The organism is Mycobacterium shottsii (assembly GCF_010728525.1).
Taxonomy (GTDB): Bacteria; Actinomycetota; Actinomycetes; order Mycobacteriales; family Mycobacteriaceae; genus Mycobacterium; species Mycobacterium marinum.
Genome location: NZ_AP022572.1, coordinates 3692230 through 3717153, shown reverse-complemented (window position 1 = coordinate 3717153; position 24924 = coordinate 3692230). Strand labels below are relative to the sequence as shown.

General features: G+C 66.9%; 20 protein-coding genes and 4 pseudogenes. 10 read left to right on the top strand and 14 right to left on the bottom strand.

The window, feature by feature from the left end; translation table 11 throughout:
- Positions 1-3: 3 nt before the first annotated feature.
- On the bottom strand, positions 4-1230 hold the full coding sequence (locus G6N41_RS17060) for an inositol-3-phosphate synthase (protein WP_198965213.1): 1227 nt from the start codon (positions 1228-1230) through the stop codon (positions 4-6).
- 159 nt (positions 1231-1389) lie between these two features.
- Between G6N41_RS17060 and G6N41_RS17055 the strand changes: the two genes are divergently transcribed.
- Complete coding sequence (locus G6N41_RS17055) at positions 1390-2142, top strand: O-methyltransferase (protein ID WP_198965212.1); 753 nt, start codon at positions 1390-1392, stop codon at positions 2140-2142.
- Positions 2143-2148: 6 nt separating this feature from the next.
- On the opposite strand, the gene xerD is transcribed toward G6N41_RS17055, so the two are convergent.
- The 12 genes from xerD to G6N41_RS16995 form a co-directional block, all read right to left on the bottom strand.
- Positions 2149-3090 carry a site-specific tyrosine recombinase XerD gene (xerD, locus tag G6N41_RS17050; RefSeq protein ID WP_198965211.1) on the bottom strand — a complete coding sequence of 314 codons (942 nt, stop codon included), beginning with the start codon at positions 3088-3090 and terminating at the stop codon, positions 2149-2151.
- On the bottom strand, positions 3087-3710 hold the full coding sequence (locus G6N41_RS17045; protein ID WP_198965210.1) for an NUDIX domain-containing protein: 624 nt from the start codon (positions 3708-3710) through the stop codon (positions 3087-3089). The genes xerD and G6N41_RS17045 overlap by 4 nt, the downstream gene beginning before the upstream one ends.
- A complete protein-coding gene (locus G6N41_RS17040) occupies positions 3703-5454 on the bottom strand; it encodes a CTP synthase (protein ID WP_198965209.1) in 1752 nt (583 codons plus the stop codon). Before G6N41_RS17040 ends, G6N41_RS17045 begins: the two co-directional genes overlap by 8 nt.
- 137 nt (positions 5455-5591) lie before the next feature.
- Positions 5592-6545 (bottom strand): copper transporter, encoded by a 954-nt coding sequence (locus G6N41_RS17035; protein WP_198965208.1) that lies wholly within the window; start codon positions 6543-6545, stop codon positions 5592-5594.
- Positions 6546-6566: 21 nt separating this feature from the next.
- Positions 6567-7748, bottom strand: coding sequence for a putative cytokinetic ring protein SteA (steA, locus tag G6N41_RS17030; protein WP_198965207.1), 1182 nt, complete (start codon positions 7746-7748; stop codon positions 6567-6569).
- 165 nt (positions 7749-7913) lie between these two features.
- The gene (recN, locus tag G6N41_RS17025; RefSeq protein ID WP_198965206.1) at positions 7914-9659 is read right to left on the bottom strand and encodes a DNA repair protein RecN; all 1746 of its coding nucleotides are present in this window, start codon (positions 9657-9659) and stop codon (positions 7914-7916) included.
- Positions 9660-9671: 12 nt separating this feature from the next.
- Positions 9672-10595, bottom strand: a complete 924-nt coding sequence (locus G6N41_RS17020; RefSeq protein ID WP_198965205.1) for an NAD kinase — start codon at positions 10593-10595, stop codon at positions 9672-9674.
- Complete coding sequence (locus G6N41_RS17015) at positions 10592-11437, bottom strand: TlyA family RNA methyltransferase (protein ID WP_198965204.1); 846 nt, start codon at positions 11435-11437, stop codon at positions 10592-10594. Before G6N41_RS17015 ends, G6N41_RS17020 begins: the two co-directional genes overlap by 4 nt.
- Before the next feature lie 7 nt (positions 11438-11444).
- Entirely contained in the window at positions 11445-11621 is a 177-nt protein-coding gene (locus G6N41_RS17010) for a hypothetical protein (RefSeq protein WP_012394238.1), read from the bottom strand.
- A 24-nt stretch (positions 11622-11645) separates the two neighbouring features.
- Positions 11646-12656, bottom strand: a complete 1011-nt coding sequence (locus G6N41_RS17005; RefSeq protein ID WP_198965203.1) for an HAD-IIA family hydrolase — start codon at positions 12654-12656, stop codon at positions 11646-11648.
- 2 nt (positions 12657-12658) lie between these two features.
- The gene (locus G6N41_RS17000; RefSeq protein WP_198965202.1) at positions 12659-13492 is read right to left on the bottom strand and encodes a tetratricopeptide repeat protein; all 834 of its coding nucleotides are present in this window, start codon (positions 13490-13492) and stop codon (positions 12659-12661) included.
- 60 nt (positions 13493-13552) lie between these two features.
- A complete protein-coding gene (locus tag G6N41_RS16995) occupies positions 13553-13942 on the bottom strand; it encodes a DUF732 domain-containing protein (RefSeq protein WP_198965201.1) in 390 nt (129 codons plus the stop codon).
- Between the two features lie 638 nt (positions 13943-14580).
- On the opposite strand from G6N41_RS16995, the gene G6N41_RS16990 reads away from it, so the two are divergent.
- Together G6N41_RS16990 and G6N41_RS16985 are read left to right on the top strand one after the other, a co-directional pair.
- The gene (locus tag G6N41_RS16990; RefSeq protein ID WP_198965200.1) at positions 14581-15843 is read left to right on the top strand and encodes a YcaO-like family protein; all 1263 of its coding nucleotides are present in this window, start codon (positions 14581-14583) and stop codon (positions 15841-15843) included.
- Positions 15840-17103 (top strand): annotated as a pseudogene (locus G6N41_RS16985) (TfuA-like protein); the annotation flags it as partial. The gene G6N41_RS16990 and the pseudogene G6N41_RS16985, both read left to right, overlap by 4 nt.
- A 9-nt stretch (positions 17104-17112) precedes the next feature.
- Here the strand turns inward: G6N41_RS16985 and G6N41_RS16980 are convergent.
- Positions 17113-17986 (bottom strand): annotated as a pseudogene (locus G6N41_RS16980) (IS5 family transposase).
- Between the two features lie 51 nt (positions 17987-18037).
- Between G6N41_RS16980 and G6N41_RS16975 the strand changes: the two are divergent.
- From G6N41_RS16975 to G6N41_RS16960, 7 genes and pseudogenes are all read left to right on the top strand, one after another.
- A pseudogene (locus G6N41_RS16975) lies at positions 18038-18277 on the top strand (TfuA-like protein); the annotation flags it as partial.
- Positions 18278-18452: 175 nt separating this feature from the next.
- Positions 18453-20057, top strand: a complete 1605-nt coding sequence (locus G6N41_RS16970) for a PE family protein (protein WP_418936422.1) — start codon at positions 18453-18455, stop codon at positions 20055-20057.
- A 707-nt stretch (positions 20058-20764) separates the two neighbouring features.
- Positions 20765-20824, top strand: a pseudogene (locus G6N41_RS29790) (hypothetical protein); the annotation flags it as partial.
- 81 nt (positions 20825-20905) lie between these two features.
- The gene (locus tag G6N41_RS28730; protein ID WP_231609058.1) at positions 20906-21655 is read left to right on the top strand and encodes a hypothetical protein; all 750 of its coding nucleotides are present in this window, start codon (positions 20906-20908) and stop codon (positions 21653-21655) included.
- On the top strand, positions 21583-22056 hold the full coding sequence (locus tag G6N41_RS28725; protein ID WP_231608552.1) for a zinc-ribbon domain-containing protein: 474 nt from the start codon (positions 21583-21585) through the stop codon (positions 22054-22056). The genes G6N41_RS28730 and G6N41_RS28725 overlap by 73 nt, the downstream gene beginning before the upstream one ends.
- Positions 22008-22604 (top strand): hypothetical protein, encoded by a 597-nt coding sequence (locus G6N41_RS28720; protein ID WP_231608551.1) that lies wholly within the window; start codon positions 22008-22010, stop codon positions 22602-22604. Before G6N41_RS28725 ends, G6N41_RS28720 begins: the two co-directional genes overlap by 49 nt.
- A gap of 447 nt (positions 22605-23051) precedes the next feature.
- Positions 23052-24848, top strand: a complete 1797-nt coding sequence (locus G6N41_RS16960) for a PE family protein (RefSeq protein WP_198965199.1) — start codon at positions 23052-23054, stop codon at positions 24846-24848.
- Positions 24849-24924 lie beyond the last annotated feature (76 nt).

The window sequence follows — 24924 nt, the reverse complement described above, 5'->3', positions numbered from 1 at the left end:
GTTTCACAGCTCAGCTGAATCCGGTGTCGACAAGGAGTTGGCCCACTGGTGCAGTGCTTCGTACTGCGCCGCCAGGGAGCGCGTCGAGGATCCCCACGGCTCCTTGAAAAAGAAACCGAGCTCCCCCACCACGCCGTGCGCACCGCGCATTCGGGCCATCGACAGAAGTCGTGCCACGTCGAGAACCAGCGGCGCAGCCAGCGCGGAATCCGGTGCAGACCAGGTAGTTTGCAGCGTGATCTGGCCGCCCAGAAATCCCGTTGCATGGATCAAGTCCCACGCAACCTTGGTTTCCCCCAGATCGGGCACATAGTCGATGTGCAGCGGAGCGGTGACGTGGCCGCCGAGCATCTGCTGGATGCCACGCTGCTTGCTGGCGAGCTTGGACTGCACCGCGACCGGGTCAGCCAAGGTGGCGCCGTCACCGCCCCCCAGCAAGTTCGACCCGGCCCATGAGTGAACGTTCATCGCGCGGCTGGCAAACATTGGCGCCAACACCGTGCGCAGCAAGGTCTGGCCTGTCTTGGCATCCTGACCCGCGTAGCTGATGTCGGCCTCGGCAGCGAGTTGGCGCAGCGCGGGGATACCCAAAGACGGCGACGGCGTGAAACAGGCATAGCCGGCGCCGGTGCGTATTGCGGCCAGCGTCGTCAGCGCACTCGCCGGCAGCAGCGCTCGGTTCTTCTCGCCCAGCGCGAGACGCAACAGTTGCGGGTCGCGGTACTCCGGTAGATCGGCAACCGGCGGTTCGGTCGACGCGACGTCGATGACAACCAAACCATCCAGCCCATGACGCGATATGAACGAGGCCATCGCATCGCAGAGCCGGTCGACCAGTTCGGCTTGGGTGCTCGCACCGGCACTGCAGGGATCCGGCGTGGCCACACAAGAAGGACCGACGATCTCGTCGTCGGTGGCTGCCAGCCGATCGGAGAGTGTGGCCACCACCTGGTGCGGCAGAAGTCCGGCTTCCACCAGGGTCTCCGCGCGCTTGACCAACGAGGTGGTGGTGAGGTCTCGTCCGCCCACCACAAAATCGGAGTAATTCGGCAGCGGCACGTTGGCAAAGTCGGCATTCGAAGTCACACAACCGGTTTCAGATACCAGACCCGCGCTCAGCGCATACAAACCGACGATCGACGTGGTCGCCACCGACTCCCGGGCGCCGCTGAGCCACAGACCGCAGCGCTGGCCTGCGGTTGCCTCGGATCTGGCGCGATCGCGGTTCATAGCCGTGCTCACTTGTTCGACAATTTCTTGAAAATTCGGCGTGTCAAACTAGCTTTTCCAAACAATTGATGCGCGTGCCGCGCGGGTCGAACGTGCCTGGTCAAATGGCGCGCGATGTGACGAAATCAACTGACCCGCGAAAGCGGTAGCGTGGACTCGATGAGGGTCAACGCACGCTTCGCTCCGTTGCGGTGGTCGGTATTGCGGCTGGCACTGGCATTTCGCACCCTGCTCAGCACGGGCCAGGTCGGCGACGGCCGCGAGGCAGCGGCTGTCGACTATGTGCTTGAGCACGCCCGCGCCGGCGATATCGACGACGTGCTGGCCGCCATCGACAAGTTCGCCTACGAAAAGTCCATCCTGGTCAACGTCGGCGACGAGAAGGGGCTGCTACTCGATGCCGCGGTGCGGCGCGCCGATCCGGCGCTGGCGCTGGAACTGGGCACCTACTGCGGGTATGGCGCTCTGCGGATCGCCCGGGCCGCACCGCAGGCCAAGGTCTACTCCGTCGAACTTGCCGAAGCCAACGCCGCCAACGCCCGACAGATCTGGGCTCATGCGGGCGTTGCCGATCGCGTGACATGTGTCGTGGGCACCATTGGCGACGGCGGACGCACCCTGGATGCACTCGCGACCGAGCACGGATTCGCCCCCGGTGCGCTCGATTTCGTCTTTGTCGATCACGACAAGAAGGCCTACCTCGACGACCTGCAAAGCATCCTGGACCGGGAGTGGCTGCATCGGGGCTCGATCGTGGTGGCCGACAACGTCAAGGTGCCCGGCGCTCCCGAGTACCACGAATACATGCGGCACCATCAAGGCACGCTGTGGGACACCACCGAGCACAAGACCCACCTCGAGTACCAAAACCTGGTATCGGATCTGGTGCTCGAATCCGACTACTTGGGGTGACCCGCGCTAGGTGGCCCGGGGGTGCGCGCCGGCCCACACTTCGCGCAGCGCGTGCACGGTGACCAGCGTGTAGATCTGCGTCGTTGTCACCGAGGCATGCCCCAGAAGCTCCTGCACCACCCGGACATCCGCGCCGCCCTCCAGCAGATGAGTCGCAAACGAATGGCGCAGCATGTGCGGCGATACCCCCGAGGTGATAACGGCGCGTTCGGCCGCATCCTGCAACACCTGCCAAGCGCTTTGGCGCGACAGGCGACCGCCGCGCGCGTTGAGGAAAATCGCCGGGGTGCCGCGGCCGCGGCGGGCGAGCTCCGGACGTCCGCGCACCAGATAGGCGTCCAAGGCTTGTACCGCGGGACGCCCCACCGGCACCAGCCGCTGCTTACCGCCCTTGCCCTGTAACAACACCGTCCTGGCCTGCGTATCGATATCGTCGACATCGAGTCCGACCGCCTCGGAGATCCGAGATCCGGTGGAATACAACAGCTCCAGCAATGCCCGGTTGCGCAGCGTCAGCGGGCCGTCCGCCGGATTGTCACCACCGGCACCCTCGAGCAGGGCCAGCACCTCATCGATGGTCAGACTCTTGGGCAGCCTCCGGCCCGGTGTGGGCGGACGCACGGCGCGCGCCACATCCAGCGCGGCCAGTCCCTCGGCGGCCGCGAACCGATGCAACCCTCGCACCGCAATCAGCGCCCGGGCTGCTGACACCGCCGACAGCCCGAGCACTCCGGATTCGGGATCTCCCCGTCGCAGGGCGACCAGGAACTCGCTCACATCGTCCTCGCCCACCTTGGCTAAATCGGTGATCCCCCGGTCTTCGAGGTGCTTGGAGTAGCGGCGCAGGTCCCGCCGATAGGAGCTCAACGTGTTGGCGGCAACGCCACGTTCGATCGCTAAATGGTCGAGATAACCCTGCAACTGCGTGTCCAGGGTCAGCGTGCTCACCGCGAATTCTTCCGCGCCATGAATGCCGTCGGTCTGTCGATCCAGGGACTGTCCAGCGGGCGCGGCTGGGCCAGCCCGGTGGAGATGGAGTGGGCGGCCAAGACGCCGGCCACCGCGATGGCGTTGACGATCTCGCCGGTGAACACCTTGCGCACCGCCTCGGTGAGGGGAAACCACCGCACTGTCATATCGGCTTCTTCGTGATGCCCCTCGGGCTGCTCGACTTCACTGAGCCCGGTGGCCAGATAGACCCGCACCGACTCGTCGCTGAATCTGGGCGCGGAGTCCAGGTCGATGAGCACCTGCCAGTGCTCAGCCTGCAGACCCGCCTCCTCATGCAGTTCGCGCGCCGCGGTGACATGGGAGGGTTCTCCCGCGGCATCGCGCAGCCCGGCGGGAAGTTCCAGCAGCCGCCGCCCGAACGCGTGGCGGTACTGGTAGACCATCGGGATATTGCCGTCGTCATCCATCGCGACGATGGCAACCGCTCCGTAGTGCTCGATGACTTCGCGCACCGCAGTGGTGTCACCGGGCATCCGCACCCGATCTCCACGCAGCGCGAAAATGGCCCCGGTATATAAGGTTTCGGACGAGATCGTCTCGAAGTCCTGCTCAGCCACGGTTTGCGGGCTCAGGTATCGACTGCCCGACCTGATCGCGCCGCTCAGCGCCGTTGGAAACCCGCTCGGGCATCTCCACCGGAAGCAGCTCGCCCTCTTTGTAGTCGATAGCCGCCTTGACGAACGCGGCGAACAGCGGATGCGGCCGGGTAGGCCGGCTCTTCAGCTCGGGGTGAGCCTGGGTGCCCACCACGAACGGGTGTTGCTCGGGCGGATATTCGACGAACTCAACCAAGTGGCCGTCGGGTGAGATCCCCGAGAAGCGCAGCCCACTTTCGGCAATCCGCTCCCGGTAGGCATTGTTGACCTCGTAGCGGTGCCGGTGCCGTTCGGACACCTTGGTCGATTGATATGCCTCGGCCACAATGGAACCCGATTCCAATACGGCGGGATAGGCACCGAGCCGCATGGTGCCACCCAGATCGGCCTGGCCGGACACGATGTGTTCCTGATCGGCCATCGTGGAGATCACCGGGTCAGGTGTACCGGGCTCGAACTCGGCCGAATTGGCCTCGGTCAGCCCCACCGAGCGGGCGGCTTCGATCACAATGCACTGCAGCCCCAGGCAGAGCCCGAACACCGGCAGACCGCGCGACCGCGCGTAGCTGATGGCGCTGATCTTGCCCTCGATGCCCCGGATACCGAACCCGCCGGGAATCAGCACCCCGTGGACATCGCCCAAGGCGCTGGCGACGCCTCCGTCGGTCTGGCAGTCGTCGGAGCCCACCCAGCTGATTTCGACCTTGGCCCGATGTTTGAATCCGCCGGCCCGTATTGCCTCGATCACCGACAGGTAAGCGTCGGAAAGCTCAACGTATTTACCCACCAGAGCAATTCGAACCGTTTCCTTCGGTTCGTGCACCCGGCGCAGCAAATCGTCCCACTCGGTCCAGTCGACGTCGCGGAAGGGCAGGTTGAGCCGGCGTACCACGAACGCGTCGAGCTCCTCGCGATGCAACACCTTGGGGATGTCGTAGATCGAGGGCGCGTCCGGGGTGGAGATGATGCCGTCAATGTCCACGTCACACATCAGGGCGATCTTGTTCTTCAGCGCTTCGGGAACATCACGGTCACAGCGCAGGATGAGTGCGTCCGCAGTGATACCGATGCTGCGCAGTGCGGCCACCGAGTGCTGGGTCGGTTTGGTCTTGAGCTCCCCCGAGGGGGCCAGGTATGGGACCAGCGACACATGGAGAAAGAAGACGTTCTCGCGCCCCAGGTCGTGGCGCACCTGGCGGGCGGCCTCGAGGAATGGCTGAGATTCGATATCGCCTACCGTGCCGCCGATTTCGGTGATGACGACATCGGGGCGGCGGCCGTCCGCGTTGGGCTCGGCCATCGCCATGATGCGCCGCTTGATCTCGTCGGTGATGTGTGGGATCACCTGAACCGTGTCGCCGAGGTACTCGCCACGGCGCTCCTTGGCGATCACCGTCGAATAGACCTGCCCGGTGGTGACATTCGCCGACCCGGATAGGCCGCGATCCAGGAATCGCTCATAGTGGCCGACGTCGAGGTCGGTTTCGGCGCCGTCTTCGGTGACGAAGACTTCACCGTGCTGGAACGGATTCATGGTGCCCGGATCGACATTGAGATACGGGTCGAGCTTCTGCATGGTCACCCGCAGACCGCGGGCGGTCAACAATTGACCGAGGCTGCTTGCCGTCAGTCCTTTGCCGAGTGAAGAAGCGACACCACCGCTGACGAAGAGGTGCTTAGTAGCGGTTTGCGGATGCCTACGCAAGTGAGAGACCTCCGTGAAGACGGGCAGGGTTTGAATTCTTCGGACATTCCTAGCCGCAACCAGCTAGGCCTGCCGACCCACGGAAACCCACCCTAACATCCGCAGCGCTAGCCCGCGGATAACACGCCCGAGTGGAGTTACTGAGCGACCGTGACCGACGTCGCACCGTGGCCGGTGCCGTACTGCCCCGGATGACCGCCGTTGATGAGATCGTGCAGGGCAAGGATCGTGGTGATCCGCCCGGGGGCAACGTCAACATCGTCGACCGTGCTGATGGTGGCCGCCATCCCGGGATCGGCCCGGGCCACCGCGACGGCCGCGGCGCCGGTCGAGGAACCGTCCCGACTGGCCAGCACGGTGCCGGACCCGTGCGGCGCCAGCGCCGCGGCGAATCGCGCCACGCTGGCACCCTGGTTGCCGGCATCGGCGGGCAGCGCGCCGCCGGTGATGACGATGGCGGCGTTTGCTGCGCCGATGTGATCGCTGGGCTGATAGGTGATGAACCCGGTTTCCCGCAGGGCACCCAGCACGGTGTCGCGCTGTGCGTCATCCACGCCCGGGCCCGCCGCCGGGTCCGGTTTGGCACTGGTCAGCAGGGCGATCCCGAGCAAGTCCCCGGCCTGCGATCCCTGGTCGACGAGCTTGGTGCTCAGTTGCGCGCCGGGCGGCAGGACGGTCGAGTCCACCACCGAACGCAGCTTCTCCGCGGAGTTGGCTTCCACGAACTCCTGGGTCAACGACACGGTTCCGGGCACCGAGCCCCCGGCCTGCGCGACGATCTTTGTCACCGCGGCGACGTCGTCGTCACTGGCATCCGGAGTCCGGAAGATGATCACCGATTTCCCGGCGAGAGCGTCATGGACGATGCGGCCCAGCATCTGATTATTGAAATCGTTTGCTGCGCTAAGTTTCTCGTTGAGAGCGTTGCGCTGATCATTGAGAGTGCCGATCTGCGTATAGAGATCGCGCTTCTCGTTACGCAGACTCGACAGCAAGGTGTCCGAGAAGAAGCCCGAACCCAGCACCACGCCGATCGCCAGTGCCAGAAAGACAGCCGCCAGCGAGATCGCGTGTTGGCGTAACGAGATCATAGAAGCACCGTCCTCGAAAAGTTAGGTGACCAGGTGCTGCACCCAAAGGGAGAAGCGGTTCCAGTAGTCGACGATCCAGTGCACCACCACCCCATCGGTGCGTGACACCCACAAGACAACGATGATGGCGATCAGCATCGTCAGGGCCAACAACGCAATCGCCCCGGCCGAAATGTGGTTGCGGTACAGCGTTGCGACGGCTTTGGCGTCAACCAGCTTCTCCCCCACCCGCAGCCGGGTCAGGAAGGTCGACGGGTTGCTCTGCACCCGGGTGCGGTCGAAGAACGTCTCGATGTTGGCGTTGTGACCGGCGGTGACCAGCAGCGCCGCGCCGTGGTGATCGGCTAGCAGCAGCGCCAGATCGGTGGCCGAGCCGGCGGCGGGAAATGTCATCGCACCGACCCCGAGATCCTGGATCCGCTCGAGCCCCGGGGCGTGGCCGTCCGCATCGGCGGGCAACACCACCTGGGCACCGCACTTGAGCACCTCGGTGCTGATCTGGTCGGGGTCGCCGACGATGAGCTGCGGCCGGTAGCCCGCCTTGCGCAACACGTCAGCGCCGGTGCCGACACCGACGAGAACAGGCTGGTACTCCTTGATGAACGGCTTCAAAGACTTCAGATCATCGGCGGCGCTCGGCTCTTCGGCGACGATCACCACGTGCCGGCGGCGCATGTCGACGCCGATATCGGGAATGCCGATTCCGTCGATCAACAAAGGGCTTTCGCTGCGGATGAACTCAATTGTGTTGCCGGCGAACGCCTCCAGGTGGGCAGCCAGTCCGCTCTTGGCCTCCCGCATCAGATCGGCGATGTCATGATCGGTGCGCTCGGTGCCGCGGATCAGCCGCCGGTCACCCGAGTACACCCCGCCCTCGTAGAGGCGCACCTTGGACCCGTCCTTGACCTTCTTGAAGATCTCCAGCCCGGTCTCGTCGATGAGGGTGACGCCGTTGTTGACCAACACCTCGGGGCCCAGGTTGGGATAGCGACCCGAGACCGACGACGAAGCGTTGACGACGGCGGCGACACCGGATTCCACCAGCGCGTCTGCGGTAATGCGGTCCAGGTCCAGCACATCGAGGACCGCGATGTCGCCGGGACACACCCTGCGCAGCAGTCGGTCGATATTCCGATCAACCCGGGCGGTGCCGATCAAGCCGGGCCGAGCGGTGTTACGGGACAGAAGCGCAGACATCTTCATGGGGGGGATTCTGTCGGTGAAGCGCGGCCTAGGCGGGGAGGCGCGCCGTAACATCAGCCCCATAAGTTATATGTCGTCACACCTGTCACAACCCCATTGCGGGGTTGTTCGCCGATTTGTTGCCGTATTTCAACAAGACAGCGACGCGCGCTGACTAATCGCTGGCTAATCCTTGTCGTTCCGCGCGGTATCGAGCAGCTCACGGGCATGCGCACGACCGCTGTCGGACTCCCCGAGCCCGGCCAGCATCCGGGCCAGCTCGCCGACGCGCTCATCGTCGGAGAGCCGCCGCACCTCGCTGGTACCGCCCTTGGTGCTGTGCACCATCAGATGCACGTCGGCGTACGCGGCGACCTGCGGCAGGTGCGTGACGACGATGACCTGATGAGTGCGCGCCAGCCGCGCCAGGCGGCGCCCGATCTGGACTGCCGCCCAGCCTCCCACGCCGGCGTCGACCTCGTCGAAAACCATCGTGGTGCCGGCCGCCGATGCCGCCAGCACGACCTCGAGCGCCAGCATCACCCGGGACAGCTCGCCGCCGGACGCGCTCTTGGCCAGCGGCAGCACCGTCATTCCACGGTGCGCCGCGAAGCCGAATTCAACCAGGTCGACACCGTCACCACCGGCGCGGACCCGCTCGCCGGTCGGCAAGGTCAACGCGGCGGCATCGTCCTCGTCAGCCACCTCGACGCCGACGGCGATGGTGAATTCGGCATCGGCCATCGCCAAAGCGGACAACTCGGCGGTGACCTCCTTGGCCAGCCGCTTGGCCGCCTTGGCCCGCGTCCTGCTGAGCTCGGCCGCCGCCTGCGCGACTTCATGCTCCAGCTCGCCGGCACGGCGTTGCAGCGCTGCCAGACCTTCCTCGGACACGTCGAGTGCGGCCAGCCGGGCACGTGAGTCCTGGGCCCACGCCAAGACCCCGTCGATGTCGGCGGCATACTTGCGGGTCAGCGTGCGCAATTGCGCTTGGCGAGCCAGCTTGGTGTCCAAAGCGCTGGCGTCGGCCGGCAGGGCATCCACATAGGAGCCGAGTTCCCCGGCCGCATCGGAGACCACCGCCAGCGCGTCGCTGACCTGCTTGGCCAGGGCCTGCAGGGTGGCGTCGTCGCTGGATTCCAGGGCCGCTCGGGCCCGGCCCAGACACTCGGCGGCACCGGTCCCGAATGCTTCTTCCGATGCGCCCGACAACGCGGCGCGCGCCGCCGACGCGGCCTCGCGCAGCGTGTCCAGCTCGGAGAGCCGCGCGATGTCGGCCACCAACGCGTCGTCCTCCCCGGGCTGCGGGTCGACGGCGTCGATCTCGTTGAGCGCAAACTGCAGCCGATCCGCCTCCTGGGCCAGCTCTCGAGCCCGGTTGCGGCGGTCCAGCAGATCACGTCGTGCCGACAGCCAGGTGTCACGCAGCTTGCGGTAGCGCTGTAGTGCGCTGGCGCTGGTAGCAAAGCGGTCCAACGCCCCGCGCTGTTCCTCGGGCCTCATCAGCCTCAGCTGGTCGTTCTGCCCATGCAGGGCGAGGAGTTCGTTGGTGAAATTGCTCAACGACTTGGCCGGCACACTGCGCCCGCCCAGATACGCCCGCGACGGACCGGAGCTGCTGACCGACCGCAGCGCGATCAAACTGCCGTCCTCGTCACGATCTGCCCCCGACGCGTCGAGCATGTGATCCAGGTGTGCGGTCGCGCTCTGGTCCAGATCGACGGTGGTGAAACGGCCCTCGACGATCGCGCGGTCAGCACCCGAACGAACCCGGTTGGCGTCGGCGCGGGCACCACCGAGCAGGTGCAGTCCGGTGACCACCATCGTCTTGCCGGTGCCCGTCTCGCCGGTCAGCACGGTCAGGCCACGATCGAACTCCGCGGTCGCGGCGCTGATGGCGCCAAGCGATTCAATTCGTATCTCGGTCAGCACAGGTGCGAGCCGCTACTTCCCGCGCCAGCCGGTCACCGGCAGGCGGAACTTGTGGACCAGGCGATCGGTGAACGGCGCGCTGTCCAGGCGGGCCCACTTCACCGGGGTGTCACAACGGGTCACCTCCAGCCGGCTGCCGGCCGGCATCAACATCTCGCGGCGACCGTCGCAGAACACCATGGCATCGTGCCCGTCCGGCTCGATCTCGACGGCGATCGTGGCCTCGGGGCTGGTCACCATCGGCCTCCCGAACAGGGCGTGGGCATTGTTGGGCACCACCAGAATCGCTTCCAGATCCGGCCAGAGCACCGGACCACCCGCCGAGAAGGCATAGGCGGTGGATCCGGTAGGAGTCGACACCAACACCCCGTCACATCCGAACGCCGACACGGGTCGCCCGTCTATTTCGACGACCACCCCCAGCACCCCCAGCCGGGGTCTCTTTTCCAGGCTGACCTCGTTGAGCGCCCATCCCTTTTCGAGGTCGCAGCCGGCCTTGCGCACGACGACGTCCAGCGTCAGGCGTTCCTCTACCCGGTAGTCGCGCGCCACCACGTGGTCGAGCACCCGGTCGATGGCCTCAGCCTCGGCTTCGGCGAGGAAGCCGATCCGCCCCAGGTTGACGCCGAGCACCGGAATCTGCGCGTTGCGGGCCAGCTCAGCGGCCCGCAGGAAGGTGCCATCGCCGCCGAGCACCAAGACCAACTCGCAGCCGTCGGCGGCGCGCGGATCCGCGTCAACCACTTCGATATCGACGCCCAAGGCCCGCATGTCGTCGGGCGCCAGATGCAGCGACCCCCGGTCTACCGCCTCCGCCGAGAGCACCCGAAGGGCAATACCGTTGTCACCCAGGACCTTCTCAACCCGTCGTGCGGTTTCAGTGGCTTCGTCGCGCCCGGTGTGGACCACCAGCAGGACGGTACGGGTGGCGGTCACTGCGGGCCTCGTTCCGCGTGCCCGGCCGGTTGTCGGCCCGGACCTTCGGCCACGGCAGTTTGGATCGCATCCGAAAGCGCGTCATCGGACAACGGCCGATCGGTCTGGGCGCGCAGCCACAGGAAGTATTCGACGTTTCCCGATGGACCGGGCAGGGGGCTTGCCGTGACACCGACGGTGTGCCAGCCTAGCTCCCCGGCGCGCCGCGCGACCGACAGCACCGACCCGGCGCGCAGGCCGGGATCTTGCACCACTCCGCCAGCACCGACCTGGCCCTTGCCGACCTCAAACTGTGGCTTCACCATCGGAACGATATCGGCGTGCGGCAAAGCACACGCAGCCAGCGCGGGCAACACCGTGGTCAGCGAGATGAACGACAAATCGGCCACCACCAGGTCGACCTGCCCGCCTATGGCCGCCGGGGAGAGGTCGCGAACGTTGGTCCGCTCGATGACAATCACCCGCGGATCACTGCGCAGCGACCACGCAAGCTGGCCGTACCCGACGTCGGCGGCGACCACCTCGGCCGCGCCGCGGTCAAACAGCACCTCGGTGAACCCCCCGGTCGACGCGCCCGCATCAAGACAGCGACGGCCGTGCACGTCAATGCCGAAAACTTCCAAGGCACCGATCAGCTTGTGGGCTCCGCGTGATACCCAGCCGCGTTCGCTGTCGGCAGCGACCGTCAGCGCGGCCGTAGCCGCCACCGCGGTGGCTGGCTTCACCGCCGGCAGGCCATCGATGCGCACTTTGCCGGCGCTGATCAATTCCGCGGCCTGCTGGCGGGAACGTGCCAATCCCCTGCGCACCAGCTCGGCGTCAACGCGGGTACGCCGTGCCACGCCGCACTCAACCTTTCTCCGCCGACTCCAAGGCCTGCAACAACACGTCGTGTGCCTCCGAAAGGCGACGGGCAATGTCTTCCAGCTCAGCCAGAGACGGCCCGTTTGCACCATCCGCGACCTCGGGCAATTGAGCGAGTAGCGATTCGATTTCTGTGCGAATTTGGTCAGGATCAATAGTCATCGGACTCCCTACGCTAGTTGGCCGCTACTCGCTGTGCACCAGGGACCAGCGGTGCAGGGCCTTCCACGCGTGGTCGTCACCGCCGTTCACGGTGAACGGCCGGCCGCCGAACTGGGCATCCCACACCGCGCACGCGACGGCACGCACGATCGACAGATCGTCGCCCGCCTGCTCGCCGTTGGCACAGACCGTCACCGCCGCGCCGTCGATCTGCACTCGCCAGCCGGCCTGCGGTGCTACCACCAACGCGGCGCAGTCCTGGCGCAGCGAGCGCAGGTCATGGCCGATATATGTGGGCCGGCAAACGGGATCGGCATGCACCGCATCCCGTGCGCTGTTGACCCCGGTGAGAACCATGAGACTGGGCAACCCGGCGGCGTTGGCCCCCTCGATATCGGTGTCCAGCCGGTCGCCGATCACCAGCGGGGCACGGAAGTCGCCACGCCCCACGGCGTCTTTCATCAGTTGTGGCCCGGGCTTGCCCGCCACCTGGGGCTGCGCGCCGGTGGCGGTTCGCAGCGCGGCCACCAACGATCCGTTGCCCGGCAGCAGACCGCGCTCGGTGGGCAGCGTTTTGTCGACATTGGCGGCCACCCACAACGCGCCGGCCCGGATAGCCAGCGCCGCCTCGGCAAGCTCGGGCCACCCGATGGTCAGGGAAAGCCCCTGGACGACGGCATCGGGTTGGTCCTCGAAACGGCGCACCGGACGCAGACCGGCCGCGCTGATTTCGTCGGCCAGCGCGTCGGTGCCCACGATCAGTACCTTAGAACCCGGCGGCAGGGCGGCGGCCAGCAGATGAGCGGCACTCTGAGCGCTGGTGACAACGTCTTCGCTGGTGGCCGTGAAGCCGAGCTCGCGCAAGTGCACCGCGACCTCGCCGGCGCTGCGCGACGCATTGTTGGTGACAAACAGCTTGCGCGCCGTGACCTCATCCAGCGACTCGACCGCGCCTTCGGTGGGCTGGCTGCCGCGGAACACCGTCCCGTCCAGGTCGATCAGCAGGCAGTCATATTCCTGCGCAATGTTTTTCACCGCTACTCGGCCAGTTCGTCGACTCGGTCCTCGGCGTCGGTGACGCCTTCGCTATCGGCGGCCGCCGATAGCAGAAACCAATGCAGCGCCTCGTCGCGACGGCCGAGCGCCAGCAACGTGTCGGCGTAGGCGTAGAAAAGCCGAGCCGCGGTCGAGCCGGTCCGGTCCGGATCCAGCTGCGGTGTGGACAACAGGGTCAGCGCCTGCTCCAGCTGTCCCAGATCTGCCCGGGCCCCCGCGGCGACAATCCGCAACTCGTCGGCGTCGTCACCGCTGAGCTGCGTCGCTTCGGGACCGCGGGCCAGGTCGATGGCCCGCTGCGGGCGCCCGAGGCCACGCTCACAGTCAGCCATCAGCGCTAGCAACGCGGACTTGCTGCCCATCCTGCGCGCCGCTCGCAACTCGGCCAGGGCCTGACCGCAATCACCGCAGTGATAGGCCGCGATGCCAACGGCTTCACGAACCACGGCGATCCTGCTGGAGCGCGCCCGAGCCGCGCGCGCGTGCGCCAACGCGGCCTGCGGGTCCTCATCGAGCAGCTCACCGGCTGCCACCAGGTGGCGGGCGACGGCGTCGGCGGTCGCCCGGTCCAGGGTGCTCAATTCACGCCGGATCTCGGGTGCCAGTTGCTTGGCGTCCACGCCGGGCGGCACCGCCGGACCTTCCGGCCGCGCGCGGGTCCCGTCACCGGATGCGTTTTGCGGCTGAGCCGGACGCGCTCGGCCCGGGCCCGACCACGAACCGTCACGATCCCGCCGTGGACCGCGACGTGCTGCGTCGCCCGACGCCGATCGCAGTCGTCGCTGCCCACCGCGACCGTGCCTGTCGTCGACCACTCGCTAGAGGTTACGGGCACGCCGGGCAGGCTCACAATCAGCCCGGATGGGCCCAGTGGGTCAGGCCTGCAGCCGGTTGGGCAGCAGGGGGTAGATCACCGCCGGGCAATAGGTCGCTATCGCGACCACGGTGAACGCGGCCGCGGTCTCGCGGGGCATCCCGTTCTTGTCGACCATCCTGGCCACCACGGACTCGAACGTGCCGTTCGGCTCCACCGCCATCGGGCACACCGACCTGCCCATTGCCATGGCTGCGGCGGGCTGACTGTAGGAGATGCCGGCGTTGTTCAAGGCCGTCAGGAAGGCATTGCCCATCATGTCCGCGTGTATCGGAGCCGCCGCGGCCGCCGACACCCCGAACACCCCGGCGGTCAACGCCAGGAATCGAAGGGCCAGCGCCGGTCCGCCCGCGCGGCAAGTCCGTGGTGCACCGTCTGACTGCTGTGTCATCACCCGTTTTCACCTGTCAGTCGTGGAGCTCCGGACGCACAAATCACCGTGTGACAACAGTGCTCAACGACAGTCACATTCACGCCTCGGTGGGGTAAAGGTTTGCACACTAACGCGTTTTGCCGCAGGTGGTGAGGGGGCCAGGCGCTCGGACAGCCGCTTCTTGTCCCCCAATCGGGGGACAAGAAGTATCGGGCGGTTGGGGGAGCTGAATTTCCCCTTCCAATCAGCTGGTTGTGGGATAGCGACGGGGTCGCGCCCCCCGCAGAATTGTTTTCAGCGCGGGAACGAAACAAGAAAACGAACCCGCTACCAGCACCGCAACTAAATAGACCAATCGGCGGGGGCCTCTTTCGCCCCCATCCCCCCCAAGTATTGAGGCCCCCGCCGACCCCCCTTCACCCGAAGGGCAGCAACTAAATAGACCATCGGCGGGGATCGCATACGCCCCCATCCCCCCCAAGTACTGAGATCCCCGCCGAACACCACTTCGCACAGCAGACAGAGAGAGCTCAGCGCTCATCTGATCCCCGACTGGCAGCTGGGTCTCATCGCCCCCCCGCGATGAGACCCCGCTGGATCTTTTTCAGCGACTTTTCATGGCCCCTGTGCCGGCTCGAACTGAGTAGCGTGAAGTAATGTCCAAACCTCCCCGGCTTGGTACGCGACAGTTGCCCCAAAAGCCGAACGGTCCGGATTGGTCGCACTGGCCGGTTCGATTCCTCGGGCACGCCGACCCCACCACGATCGGGCACCGAGCCGGTACTCACCGGACCATTTCTCCCGATCAAACCTGGCAGGCGGTCCAACCGCTGCTGGCGCAAGCCGGAATCACCCGCGTCGCCGACCTGACCTGGCTCGACGATCTCGGGATTCCCACCGTGCAGGCGGTGCGCCCCGCCTCCCTGACCTTGTCGGTGAGCCAGGGAAAAGCCACCACTTACCGGGCCGCTCAGGTGTCGGCCGTGATGGAGTCCCTGGAAAACTGGCACGCTGAAAACGTCACGCCCACCATGTTGGCAACGCCGGCAAGGGATCTCACGGCGGAGCTGACCTACGACCCAGACGACCTCAACCGGCCGGCAGGCAGTCTGTATCACCCTTCGGCCAAGCTCGACTGGATGGTCGCGACAACTTTGTTGAGCGGCCGACGGACCTTCGTGCCGTGGCTGTCCACCGTGGTGAATGTCGCTGTCAACGATTCCTGGGGACCTCCGATGTTCAGCATGGACACCACCGGATTGGCTTCGGGCAACAGCTACCACGAAGCGACAGTGCACGCGCTCTACGAGATCATGGAGCGCCACGGCATGGCCACCGCCGAGCCCGGATCGACCCTTTTCCATGTCCCCCTCGAGGACGTCGCCCGCTCCGACTGCGCCGAATTGGTCCAAATGATCCACCAAGCTGGAAGCGAAGTGCAGGTCGCTCGCATCGACACGTGGGACGGCTTCTATTGCTTAGCCGCCGAGCTGACGTCGCCGATGTTGGAAGTTCCGTTCAGCGGCAGCGGACTTCACCATGACCCCAATGTCGCCCTGTCCAGGGCGATCACCGAAGCCGCACAATCGCGCTTGACCGCCATCAGCGGAGCCCGCGAGGACCTGCCCTCAGCGATCTACCACCGGTTCGCCCGGGTTCACAGTTATGCGGCGGTGCACCGATCCATGCAATCGATGCCCGACGCCGAACCCACCGCGTGGCACATCGACTACACCAACTCGCTGGGCGAGCTGCTGGCCACCGCAGCGACCGCGGTGACCAAACGTTCTGGCACCGAGCCGCTCGCGGTCGTCTGCGAATTCGCCGACGCCTGCGTTCCGGTGGTGAAGGTGATAGCCCCCGGTTTGTCCGCTTCGATAGTCTCGCCGATGCGAACCCCGCTGCAGGAGCAACAGTGACATTCACGACAACCGGCGGACGGATCGTCGTCACGGCCGGGCCCACGATCAGCGCCGACGACGTGCACGCCGTGGTGCCCCACGCTGAGGTGGTGCCGCCGATCGCGTTCGGCCACGCTCTTGGCTACGAGCTGCGGCCCGGCGATGCGCTGCTCATTGTCGACGGCTTGTTCTTCCAGCAGGCATCGGTGCGTCACAAGGAACTGCTGACCCTGATCTCCGACGGCATTCGGGTCGTCGGTTCGTCCAGCATGGGAGCATTGCGAGCCGCCGAGCTGCACCCGTTCCGCATAGAGGGTTACGGCTGGGTTTTCGAAGGCTATCGGGACGGGCTGCTGGAAGCAGACGACGAGGTGGGGATGGTGCACGGCGATCCCCAAGACGGTTACCCCGTCTTCGTCGATGCGCTGGTCAACATTCGGCAAACCTTGGCGCACGCCGTCGAATCCGGTTTGCTACCAGCAGCTTTAGCGGATCAGCTGATCGACACGGCCCGCAGTACACCGTTTACCCAGCGGACCTGGAATCGCCTGCTGGACACCGTTGGCGCCGGCGAGAGCCAGAATCTGGCAAAGCAGTTGAGGTCTTTGCGAGTGGACATCAAACACGCCGATGCGATGCTCGCGCTTCAAGAAGTGCTCCGCGGTCAAGCCAGTACCGCCGTGCGGCCCGGCCCACCCCCGACCGTGTGGTCGGAGCGCTGGCGGCAACGCTGGTCACCGCCGACGCCGGTGGCTTTGGACACCGCGGAGAGCGCCGAGCCCGCGATCGACGCCATCGACGCCATTGACGTTGCCGATATCGACGTACTTTCGCTGCTGAGCTTGTGCGCCAGCGATCGGTGGGCCTACCTGGCCCGCATTGGAGCAGGTGGCCGCCTGGCACTGGAGTTTGAACCACCCCGACGCCAGCGGCAACGTCGGTGACCGGGCCGCGCTAGCTGCCGCCGAAGTCCCCTGCGATAGTTACCAACTCTCGCTGGAGACGGTCGCCCACCACTACGAATTGGCAACCGGCATCATCGACGACGCAGGTTTTCCCGAGGACGTCAGGGCGCAGTGGCTGACTGCCGAAGAAAATTCCGCCCTTGGCGACGACGCGGTTGCGGTGTCCGCGCGGCTGACTACCCGCACCTTGTTTTTCGCCCGGTCCCTGCCTGCCGTCGCGCATTTCCTGGACCTGCTGCGCGGCGACCCCCGGCTGCCGGAATGGCGCCTCATGGCCGCACGCGCGGTGGCCCGCCGCGATGAGCTGGCTAGGTCCTGTCTGCTAATTGCGGACGCGGTGGTAGGTGATGATGGCGGCCAGGGTGACACCGCCGAGGTAGGTCAGGGCGTATTTGTCGTAGCAGGTGGCGACCGCGCGCCAGTGTTTGAGCCGGTTGAAGCTTCGCTCGACGGTGTTGCGGTGCTTGTAGATTCGGCCTGAGAACCCCGGAGGCCGTCCTCTGTTGCGGCCTTTAGCTTTGCGGCGGGTGATCTGGTCGCTGCGCTCGGGGATGGTATGGGCGATCTTGAGCCGGCGCAGCTGTGCCCGCGTCGAATCATGGGAGTACGCCTTGTCCGCCAGCAGGCGATACGGGGCGTATGAGTTGCTGCACCGGGCGGCCAGCAATGGCCAAAGCATCGGATTATCACCGGCTTGACCGGCCGACAGTGCCAGGGTGACCAGACTGCACAGCTGGTCGGTCAAGGCGTGGATCTTGGTAGTCAGCCCGCCGCGGGAACGCCCAATAGCGTGGTCATCGGGCTCATCGAGATATTTCTTGTAATTCGACAGATCCCCCTGTGCGGCGCCCGGAGCGCGCTCCGGCTGCGTGTCGGTGGGCGCGCACACTGGTCGAATCGACCGACAACAGTGCGCCCAGGTCGGCGTCCTCGGCGTCGAGGTCAGAGGCGATCGCCGCGAAGATCCGCGCGTAGATGCCATCGACCGACCAGCGTAGATGCCTCTCGGCCACCGATTGCCAGGGACCGAAGTGCTCGGGCAGGTCACACCACGGAGATCCCGTACGGTAACGCCAGATAATGCCCTCCAGAGTACGTCGATGATCGTTCCACGGCCGGCCACGCCGCCGCCCCGCAGGCAACACCGCCACGATCAGCGACCACAAATCATCAGAAATCGCATGCGTCCGCATCACCCAAACAGCATCAGCCAAAACACCATTCACATTAAGCAGACACGCCCTAGTCAAAAACCACATTTGAACCTGCGTCGCCCGGATCCCGCACTGCTCAAGCAGCTGTTCGGCACGATATGGGGCACCCCGGTGGATCGGGTCGAGTTGGCCCAACGTGGCTTGATGACCGAGGACGCCTTCTACACCGCCGCCACTGTCTACGCGGTAGCCGCTGCCGACGGTCAGTTGCCAGCCATCGAGGTCGGCAGTCTGGGGCCCGTTCAGTCACGCCAGTCGCCTCCGGCCCACTAGCGACTCTCGGGCGGAATCTGCTACCGAATTGGAGTCCAGCGGGACGCCGATCCGTATTCGAAAAATCCAGATATCCCACGAAGTCTCGCTATACAATCATTCACTTCCGATAATTCGGATTGCGTGAAAATCGGCGCGAAATATTCACCGAGTAGTGAATTGATGGGAGTAAAGCGTGTCATTTTTGATCGCGGCCCCGGACATGGTGGCAGCGGCGGCAACGGATCTTGCCAGCATCGGCTCGACTATCAATACCGCCAATGCCGCCGCGTCCGCCCTGACTACCTCGGTGGCGGCGGCGGCCGCAGACGAAATATCCACCGCCGTCGCACACGTATTTGACACCTACGCGCAGGAATACCAAACCTTCGGTGCCGACATGGCGGCATTTCACGACCAGTTCGTCCAGACCCTCAAAACCGGCGCACTCGCGTATACCGGCGCCGAGGCCGCGAACGCATCACCGCTGCAGGAACTACTCAACGCGGTCAACGCCCCCACCCAGGCACTCCTGGGCCGCCCATTGATCGGCAACGGCACCGATGGTGCTCCCGGAACCGGCGCCGACGGCGGGGCCGGCGGATTGCTGTGGGGCAACGGCGGCAACGGCGGCTCGGGAGCCGCCGGCCAAACCGGCGGCGACGGTGGTGTCGCCGGTCTCATCGGCACCGGCGGCAACGGTGGCGCCGGCGGCATCGGCGTGGCGGGTGGCATGGGAGGCGCCGCCGGGCTGTTCGGCGGCGGTGGCGTGGGAGGCGTGGGCGGAGCGGGCGCGGCCGGAGGCAGCGGCGGCACCGGCGGCCTGCTATTGGGCGATGGTGGTGCCGGCGGGATGGGCGGCGTGGGAATGGCTGGCGTCAACGGCGGTGTCGCGGGGCAGGGCGGCAGCGGCGGCCACGCGGTGCTGTTGGGCAATGGCGGCGCCGGCGGGCAGGGCGGCACCGGCATGGCCGGAACCGACGGGACCAACCCCACCCCGACCGGACCGCGGGAACCGGGGCCTCGGGTAGTCCTTTCTCCGGAGACGGTCACGCCGGTTCCGGCCACACGGGCGATAGCGGCGCACCAGGCGAGAACGGCGGCACCGGAGGGACCGGCGGCGAAGCGACCGGCGCCGGAGGAATCGGCGGCACCGGGGGTAACGGCGGTGCCGCCGGCTCCGGAGGTGCCAACGGCGGCAATGGTGGGGTCGGCGGAGCGGCGACGGACACATTTGGCTTCGACAACAACCAAGGCGGCAACGGCGGCAACGGAGCCAACGGCAGTGGCCCCGGCGGCGCGGGTGGCGCTGGCGGGGACGGAGGCGCCTCGACCGCGGGCGGAGCGGCCACCGGCGGCAAGGGCGGCCATGGCGGCAACGGCGCCGCCAGCGACCTATCCGGCGGGAATGGCGGCGCGGTCGGCGCCGGTGGCAACGGCGGGAACACCGGGCTGCTCGTCGGCAACGGCGGCGCAGGGGGAACCGGGGGTGTTGGCGGCTCCGGTGGCACGGGTGCCGCGGGCGGCGCCGGAGGCGCTGGCGGAGACGGCGGCACCGCGACTGGAAACTTCGACCCCACCGGTACCGCCGCCCAGGGACAAGAAGGTGGGGACTGCGGCTCCGGCGCCGACTCGACGGGAATCGGCGGCAACGGCGGCAACGGCGGCGTGGGCGGTAACGGCGGCAACGGCGGGCGGCTACTCGGCCTGGGCGGTGCCGGCGGCGACGCCGGCAATGGCGGTGTCGGGGGTACCGGCGGCGCCGGTGGCCATGGCGGCAACGCGACCAGCGGTCGGCTGAGCCAGGGCAGCAACGGCGGCAACGGCGGCGGCGGCAACGGCGCGGACGGCGGCGATGGCGGCGCTGCCGGGCTCAGCGGCGGAAATGGCGGCCAGGGCGGGTTGATCGGGGTTTCGGGAGTGGACGGCGCGGCCGGAATCGGTGGCAGAGGCGGTGCCGGTGGGGCCGGTGGCGCCCTCGGGGCCGGTGGCGCCGGTGGCATCGCCGAGGGCCTGATCCACTTCTACGGTGACGCTGGGCTCAACGGTGTGGCAGGCACCGCCGGCAACGCCGGCCAACACGGCTAGACCCAACGGCGCACCCGCGACCACCACCGAGGGCCGCCATCTCGGACGTGCGGGATCGCAGCTAGAACCGGATCGACGCGTCACTGCACGACACCGCGCCCGGCGCGACCAAGATCGCCGAGAACCGGCGGGTAACGCGGCCGCCCGCCGCTAGGGGCTTCCGCCCCTATCCGTTACCTCGGCTAACTGGTTCGATGGTTGAGGTGGGTCCAGCAATCGGGCTTGATCACGGCATAAGGACGGATGCCGCGGCCCCCGGTAGGCCGCGGTGGCCGCCCAACTCGGCGGTCAAAGTTGACGCAACGGATTTTCTCGAGTCGCCGCAAAACATTGAGCCCCCCTGCGCACCTTCGCTGCTCTCAGCGCTGCGGGGACCGGGTCAGCTGACGCCAGCGCCGCCTCGACCCAACTAGTCGCTGGATGGCCGGGAGGAGAGACATGGACTGCCCGAATTGCTCGACACCACACCCTGAGGCGGCACGCTTCTGCTCTCGTTGTGGCACCCCTTTGCATCCCGCCATTCAGAGATCCCGGCACTTCGCTGCCCACCCCGAAGAACCGGTGCGTTCACTGGCGGTGGTGAGCACCCTGATGCCGCACCTGGCCGGGGGACGCCACCACATCTACCGGGGTGCTATCGGGCTGGCGCTGGTGACGGCGTTGATCGCCGCCGCATTCGGAATGCTCTCAGTCGCGCTGATCCTGGCCGCGATTGCGCTGCCCGCGGTGGTACTGACCTATATGCACGACCACGACGTGTTGCGTGGCGAGCCGATCAGCGTTCTCGGCTTGGCCCTGCTGGCGTCTCTGGCACTCGGTGTCGGGGTCGGGATGCTCGAACACCACCTCACCAAGCCGGTGCTGCTGGCCGCGCCGCGACATCGGATGCCGACCATGGCCCAGATCCTGGAATTGGGCATCCTCGTCCCGACGGTGACCTTTGTCGCGGTGCTGATTCCGCTTGTGCTGGTGACCGCCCGCAGCGCCTTCCGGCACTCGGTCTATGCCGTAGTCATCTGCTCGCTAAGCGGGGCCGCGTTCTCTTTAGGCCTGAGCGTGGTCATACAACGCGGCGCCTTCACCCACCTCGGGGCTAACGCCGGGGATCCAGCTCACGTCGCGTTCATCGCCCTGACACTCGGCTTTTGCAGCCGATCATCTTCGCTACCGCCGCCGCGATGGCGCTGGCGCCGCTGCGCGGGGTCGGCGTCAATACCGTCTCGGGACTGGCCAACGGTTTGGCGCTGCTGGTGCTTTACGGCTTGGCCACCGTCCTGCTGGCCCCCTATGGCACCCGTGGCGTCGTGCTGACCACCTTGGCAGCGCTGGTGCTGGGCGCGGCCGGACTGCTCGGCGTGCGTTACGCGCTGCATGTCTCGCTGTTGGCCGAAGCCCAAGCGGCCCTCACTGGGGCCGCCACGTTGGCGCGTGCCCCTGGCACCCACCAGGTCTGTGCCCACTGCGGCGCAATGATCGAGGCCGAGGCCGCCTTCTGCCAGGTCTGCGGGACAGCCACGGCCTCGCTGGCCCGCCACCCCGCCCCCAACGGTGGCAACACCACTCTCGATGTGGGGGCAACAACCGCTGCCGAACCAGGAGCCGTGATGCCCGCGACCCCGCCGCGCACTCCCCGCCGCTGCAGTTCCCCGGCAACGGAGTGCAGGTGGGGCACCGGCTGCGACCGGCCACGGTCGCGGCCGTCATCGTGGTGATCATCCTGGTCGCCGCGGCGGTGACCGCGTTGATCGTCTCGAGCGGCACCACCGGCCGGACCAAACTGCCGCCGATGCTGCCCGGTGGCCATGCTGGGGCGACAGCGCCGGCGGGGGCCGGCGTCTCCCAACCCGTCAACCCGCCAACGGCTCTCCCGCCTGCGGTGCGGGGTGCACGACTCGGGCTGACCGCGGCGAATGCGATCACCATCGCGGACGGTATCTCCATCACACCCGCGCCGGGCTGGACGCTGACCGACCGGGGTCCGAACTGGGTGACACTGTTCGACCCCAACAACACGGCGGCGATACACGTTACGGTCAAACCAGCCGAGGGCACCGATGTCGCCGCGGTATTGCAGGGCGATGTCAATCAGTTGATCAGCGCGCAGCCGACCGGTTTGACCAACGTCAACGTGATGGGGGCACCCACAACGAAGACCCTGCAGAGTGAGAAATTCCAACAGGCAGCGTCGATGAACTACACCGCGGATTCCCCGCACAGCTGGGCATTACCCACCTCATCGGAGTGTTCATGGAGTTGTTGAACACATCGAACCATCAGTCGGCGTTCATCGACTACCGGGAGACCAGCGACGTGAGCGCCGGCTATGTGGGTGCGGCCCAGATGATGATTGATTCCATGCTCTGAGGACGCGCGAAGGCAACCCAGCCTGTCGAAGTGCGGCGCAGTGCCAATAACCGGCCATGCCCGGAGACACGCCGCGATGTGCGCGCGATAACCAAAAAAGCAAATTCATCCGATGGCGGATTTAGAAAATGCGTGCGCATGAACACAAGAAAAGGCCGTGAGTAATTCATCAAAGGGTGAATTCGAGAGACCCGCCCGGTTCGTCTAAATTGACCATTGCGCTGAAATCGCAGCAATAGTGCGCGAATCTTTATATCCTGTTGCAGTCGGCTGTCGTGGCCATTCTCGAAGGCGCTGTCAGCAATTTTTTTCCTCGGGCGTCATGAACCGATGGGAGCGCACTGTGTCGTTTGTCATCACAGCGCCGGAGCTGATTTCGGCGGCAGCAACCGATCTGGCCGGGATCGGTTCGACGATCAGCGCCGCCGATGAAGTGTCGACCGCCGTGGCCACGTTGTTCGGGACACACGCCCAGCAATACCAATCGCTGGGTTCCCAGATGGCCGCATTTCACGACCACTTCGTGCGGATTCTGGCCAACGGCTCAAACCTGTACGCGACGGCCGAAGCCACCAACGCCTCACCACTGCAACCACTGCTCGACCTCATCAATGCGCCCACCCAGGCCATCCTTGGGCGTCCGCTGATCGGCAACGGCTCCAACGGCACCTACCCCGGACAAGACGGAAGGGACGGCGGACTCTTGATCGGCAACGGCGGCAACGGCGCGGCCGGCGATTTCGGCCAAGCCGGCGGCGGCGGTGGATCCGCGGGGCTATTCGGCGATGGCGGTAATGGCGGAACCGGCGGCGCCGGTTCGACCGGGGGCAATGGCGGCACCGGTGGGCTGTTGTTCGGCAACGGCGGCACCGGCGGAATGGGCGGCACCGCCACACTCGGCTTCAACGGCGGCATGGCCGGAGCTGGAGGCAACGGAGGTAGCGCCTTGCTGTTCGGCAGCGGCGGCGCCGGCGGACAAGGCGGCACCGGCGTGGCCGGAACGAACGGCTCCAACCCCCTGGTCTTCGACACCGCAAACCCGGGCACAGCCGGCCAAGATGTGACCACCACCGACGATCCAGCCGCCAACCCCCTCACCGGCGGCAACGGGTCGGAAGGCGCCGCGGGCAGCACCATCCAAAACGGCGGCGTTGGCGGGCAGGGCGGCAGCACAACCTCATCCAACCAGAACAGCGCCCTGGGCGGCGATGGCGGCAAGGGCGGCGACGGCGCCAATGGCGGCATGGGCGGCAACGGCGGCAGCGGAGACACATCCGGTCAGACCGATGCACCGCAGCCGTCGGCCACCGGCGGAAATGGTGGCAACGGGGGCGATGCCCAGGTTGCCGGTGGTGCCGGCGGCGCGGGCGGCTGGGGTGGCGACGGACATGCCAACCAGGGTGAAGCCGTCAGCGGGGTCGGCGGGCGCGGCGGCGCCGGCTTCGCCAGCAGCGTGGCCGGCGGCGACGGCGGCACGGGAGGGACCGGCGGCCAGGGCGGCAATGCCGACCTACTGTTCGGCAACGGTGGTACCGGAGGCGTCGGGGGCACCGGAGGCATGGGTGGCGCCGGCGCCGCCGGCGGAACCGGAGGCGACGGAGGTAACGCCGGATTCGCCATCGGCGGTAGCGATGGCACCGCCACCGGACAACAAGGCGGCGATGGCGGCTATGGAGCAGACTCGACCGCGATCGGCGGAACGGGCGGGGCCGGCGGCACTGGCGGTAACGGCGGAAACGGCGGGTGGTTGATCGGTTCCGGTGGCGCGGGTGGAGTCTCGGGCACCGGCGGGGTCGGCGGCGCCGGCGGCGCCGGCGGGATTGGCGGGATTGGCGGCAACACCTCATCGTCCTCGACGGCATCCGTTGCCGGCGAGGGCGGTCACGGCGGCGACGGCGGCGACGGCGGTAATGGCGGCGCGGCCGGCGCGGTTGCCGGTGCGGGCGGTCGCGGTGGCTTGATCGGTGCGGCCGGCGGGACCGGCTCGATCGGGGCCGGCGGCGCAGCCGGGGCGGGAGGCGCAGGCGGCGCGGGCAGCGCCGGAGGTGCCGGAGGTACCGCCCAGGGATCCGGGGCCAGCGGGGGTGCGGGCGCAAACGGACACACCGGACTCGATGGGGCGCCGGGCCAGCCGGGCTGATTCCGGCCCGCCCCGCTCCCCCGTCCGGCCCGGCCTCGTGCGGCTTTCCGGGCCCCGAAGACTACTGCACTGTTAC

Bases quoted from the DNA above. Each gene is read 5' to 3' on its own strand.
- G6N41_RS17060 (WP_198965213.1), bottom strand. From the start codon at position 1,230: ATGAACCGCGATCGCGCCAGATCCGAGGCAACCGCAGGCCAGCGCTGC.
- G6N41_RS17055 (WP_198965212.1), top strand. From the start codon at position 1,390: ATGAGGGTCAACGCACGCTTCGCTCCGTTGCGGTGGTCGGTATTGCGG.
- steA (WP_198965207.1), bottom strand. From the start codon at position 7,748: ATGAAGATGTCTGCGCTTCTGTCCCGTAACACCGCTCGGCCCGGCTTG.
- G6N41_RS17035 (WP_198965208.1), bottom strand. From the start codon at position 6,545: ATGATCTCGTTACGCCAACACGCGATCTCGCTGGCGGCTGTCTTTCTG.
- G6N41_RS17010 (WP_012394238.1), bottom strand. From the start codon at position 11,621: ATGACTATTGATCCTGACCAAATTCGCACAGAAATCGAATCGCTACTC.
- G6N41_RS16995 (WP_198965201.1), bottom strand. From the start codon at position 13,942: ATGACACAGCAGTCAGACGGTGCACCACGGACTTGCCGCGCGGGCGGA.
- G6N41_RS16990 (WP_198965200.1), top strand. From the start codon at position 14,581: ATGTCCAAACCTCCCCGGCTTGGTACGCGACAGTTGCCCCAAAAGCCG.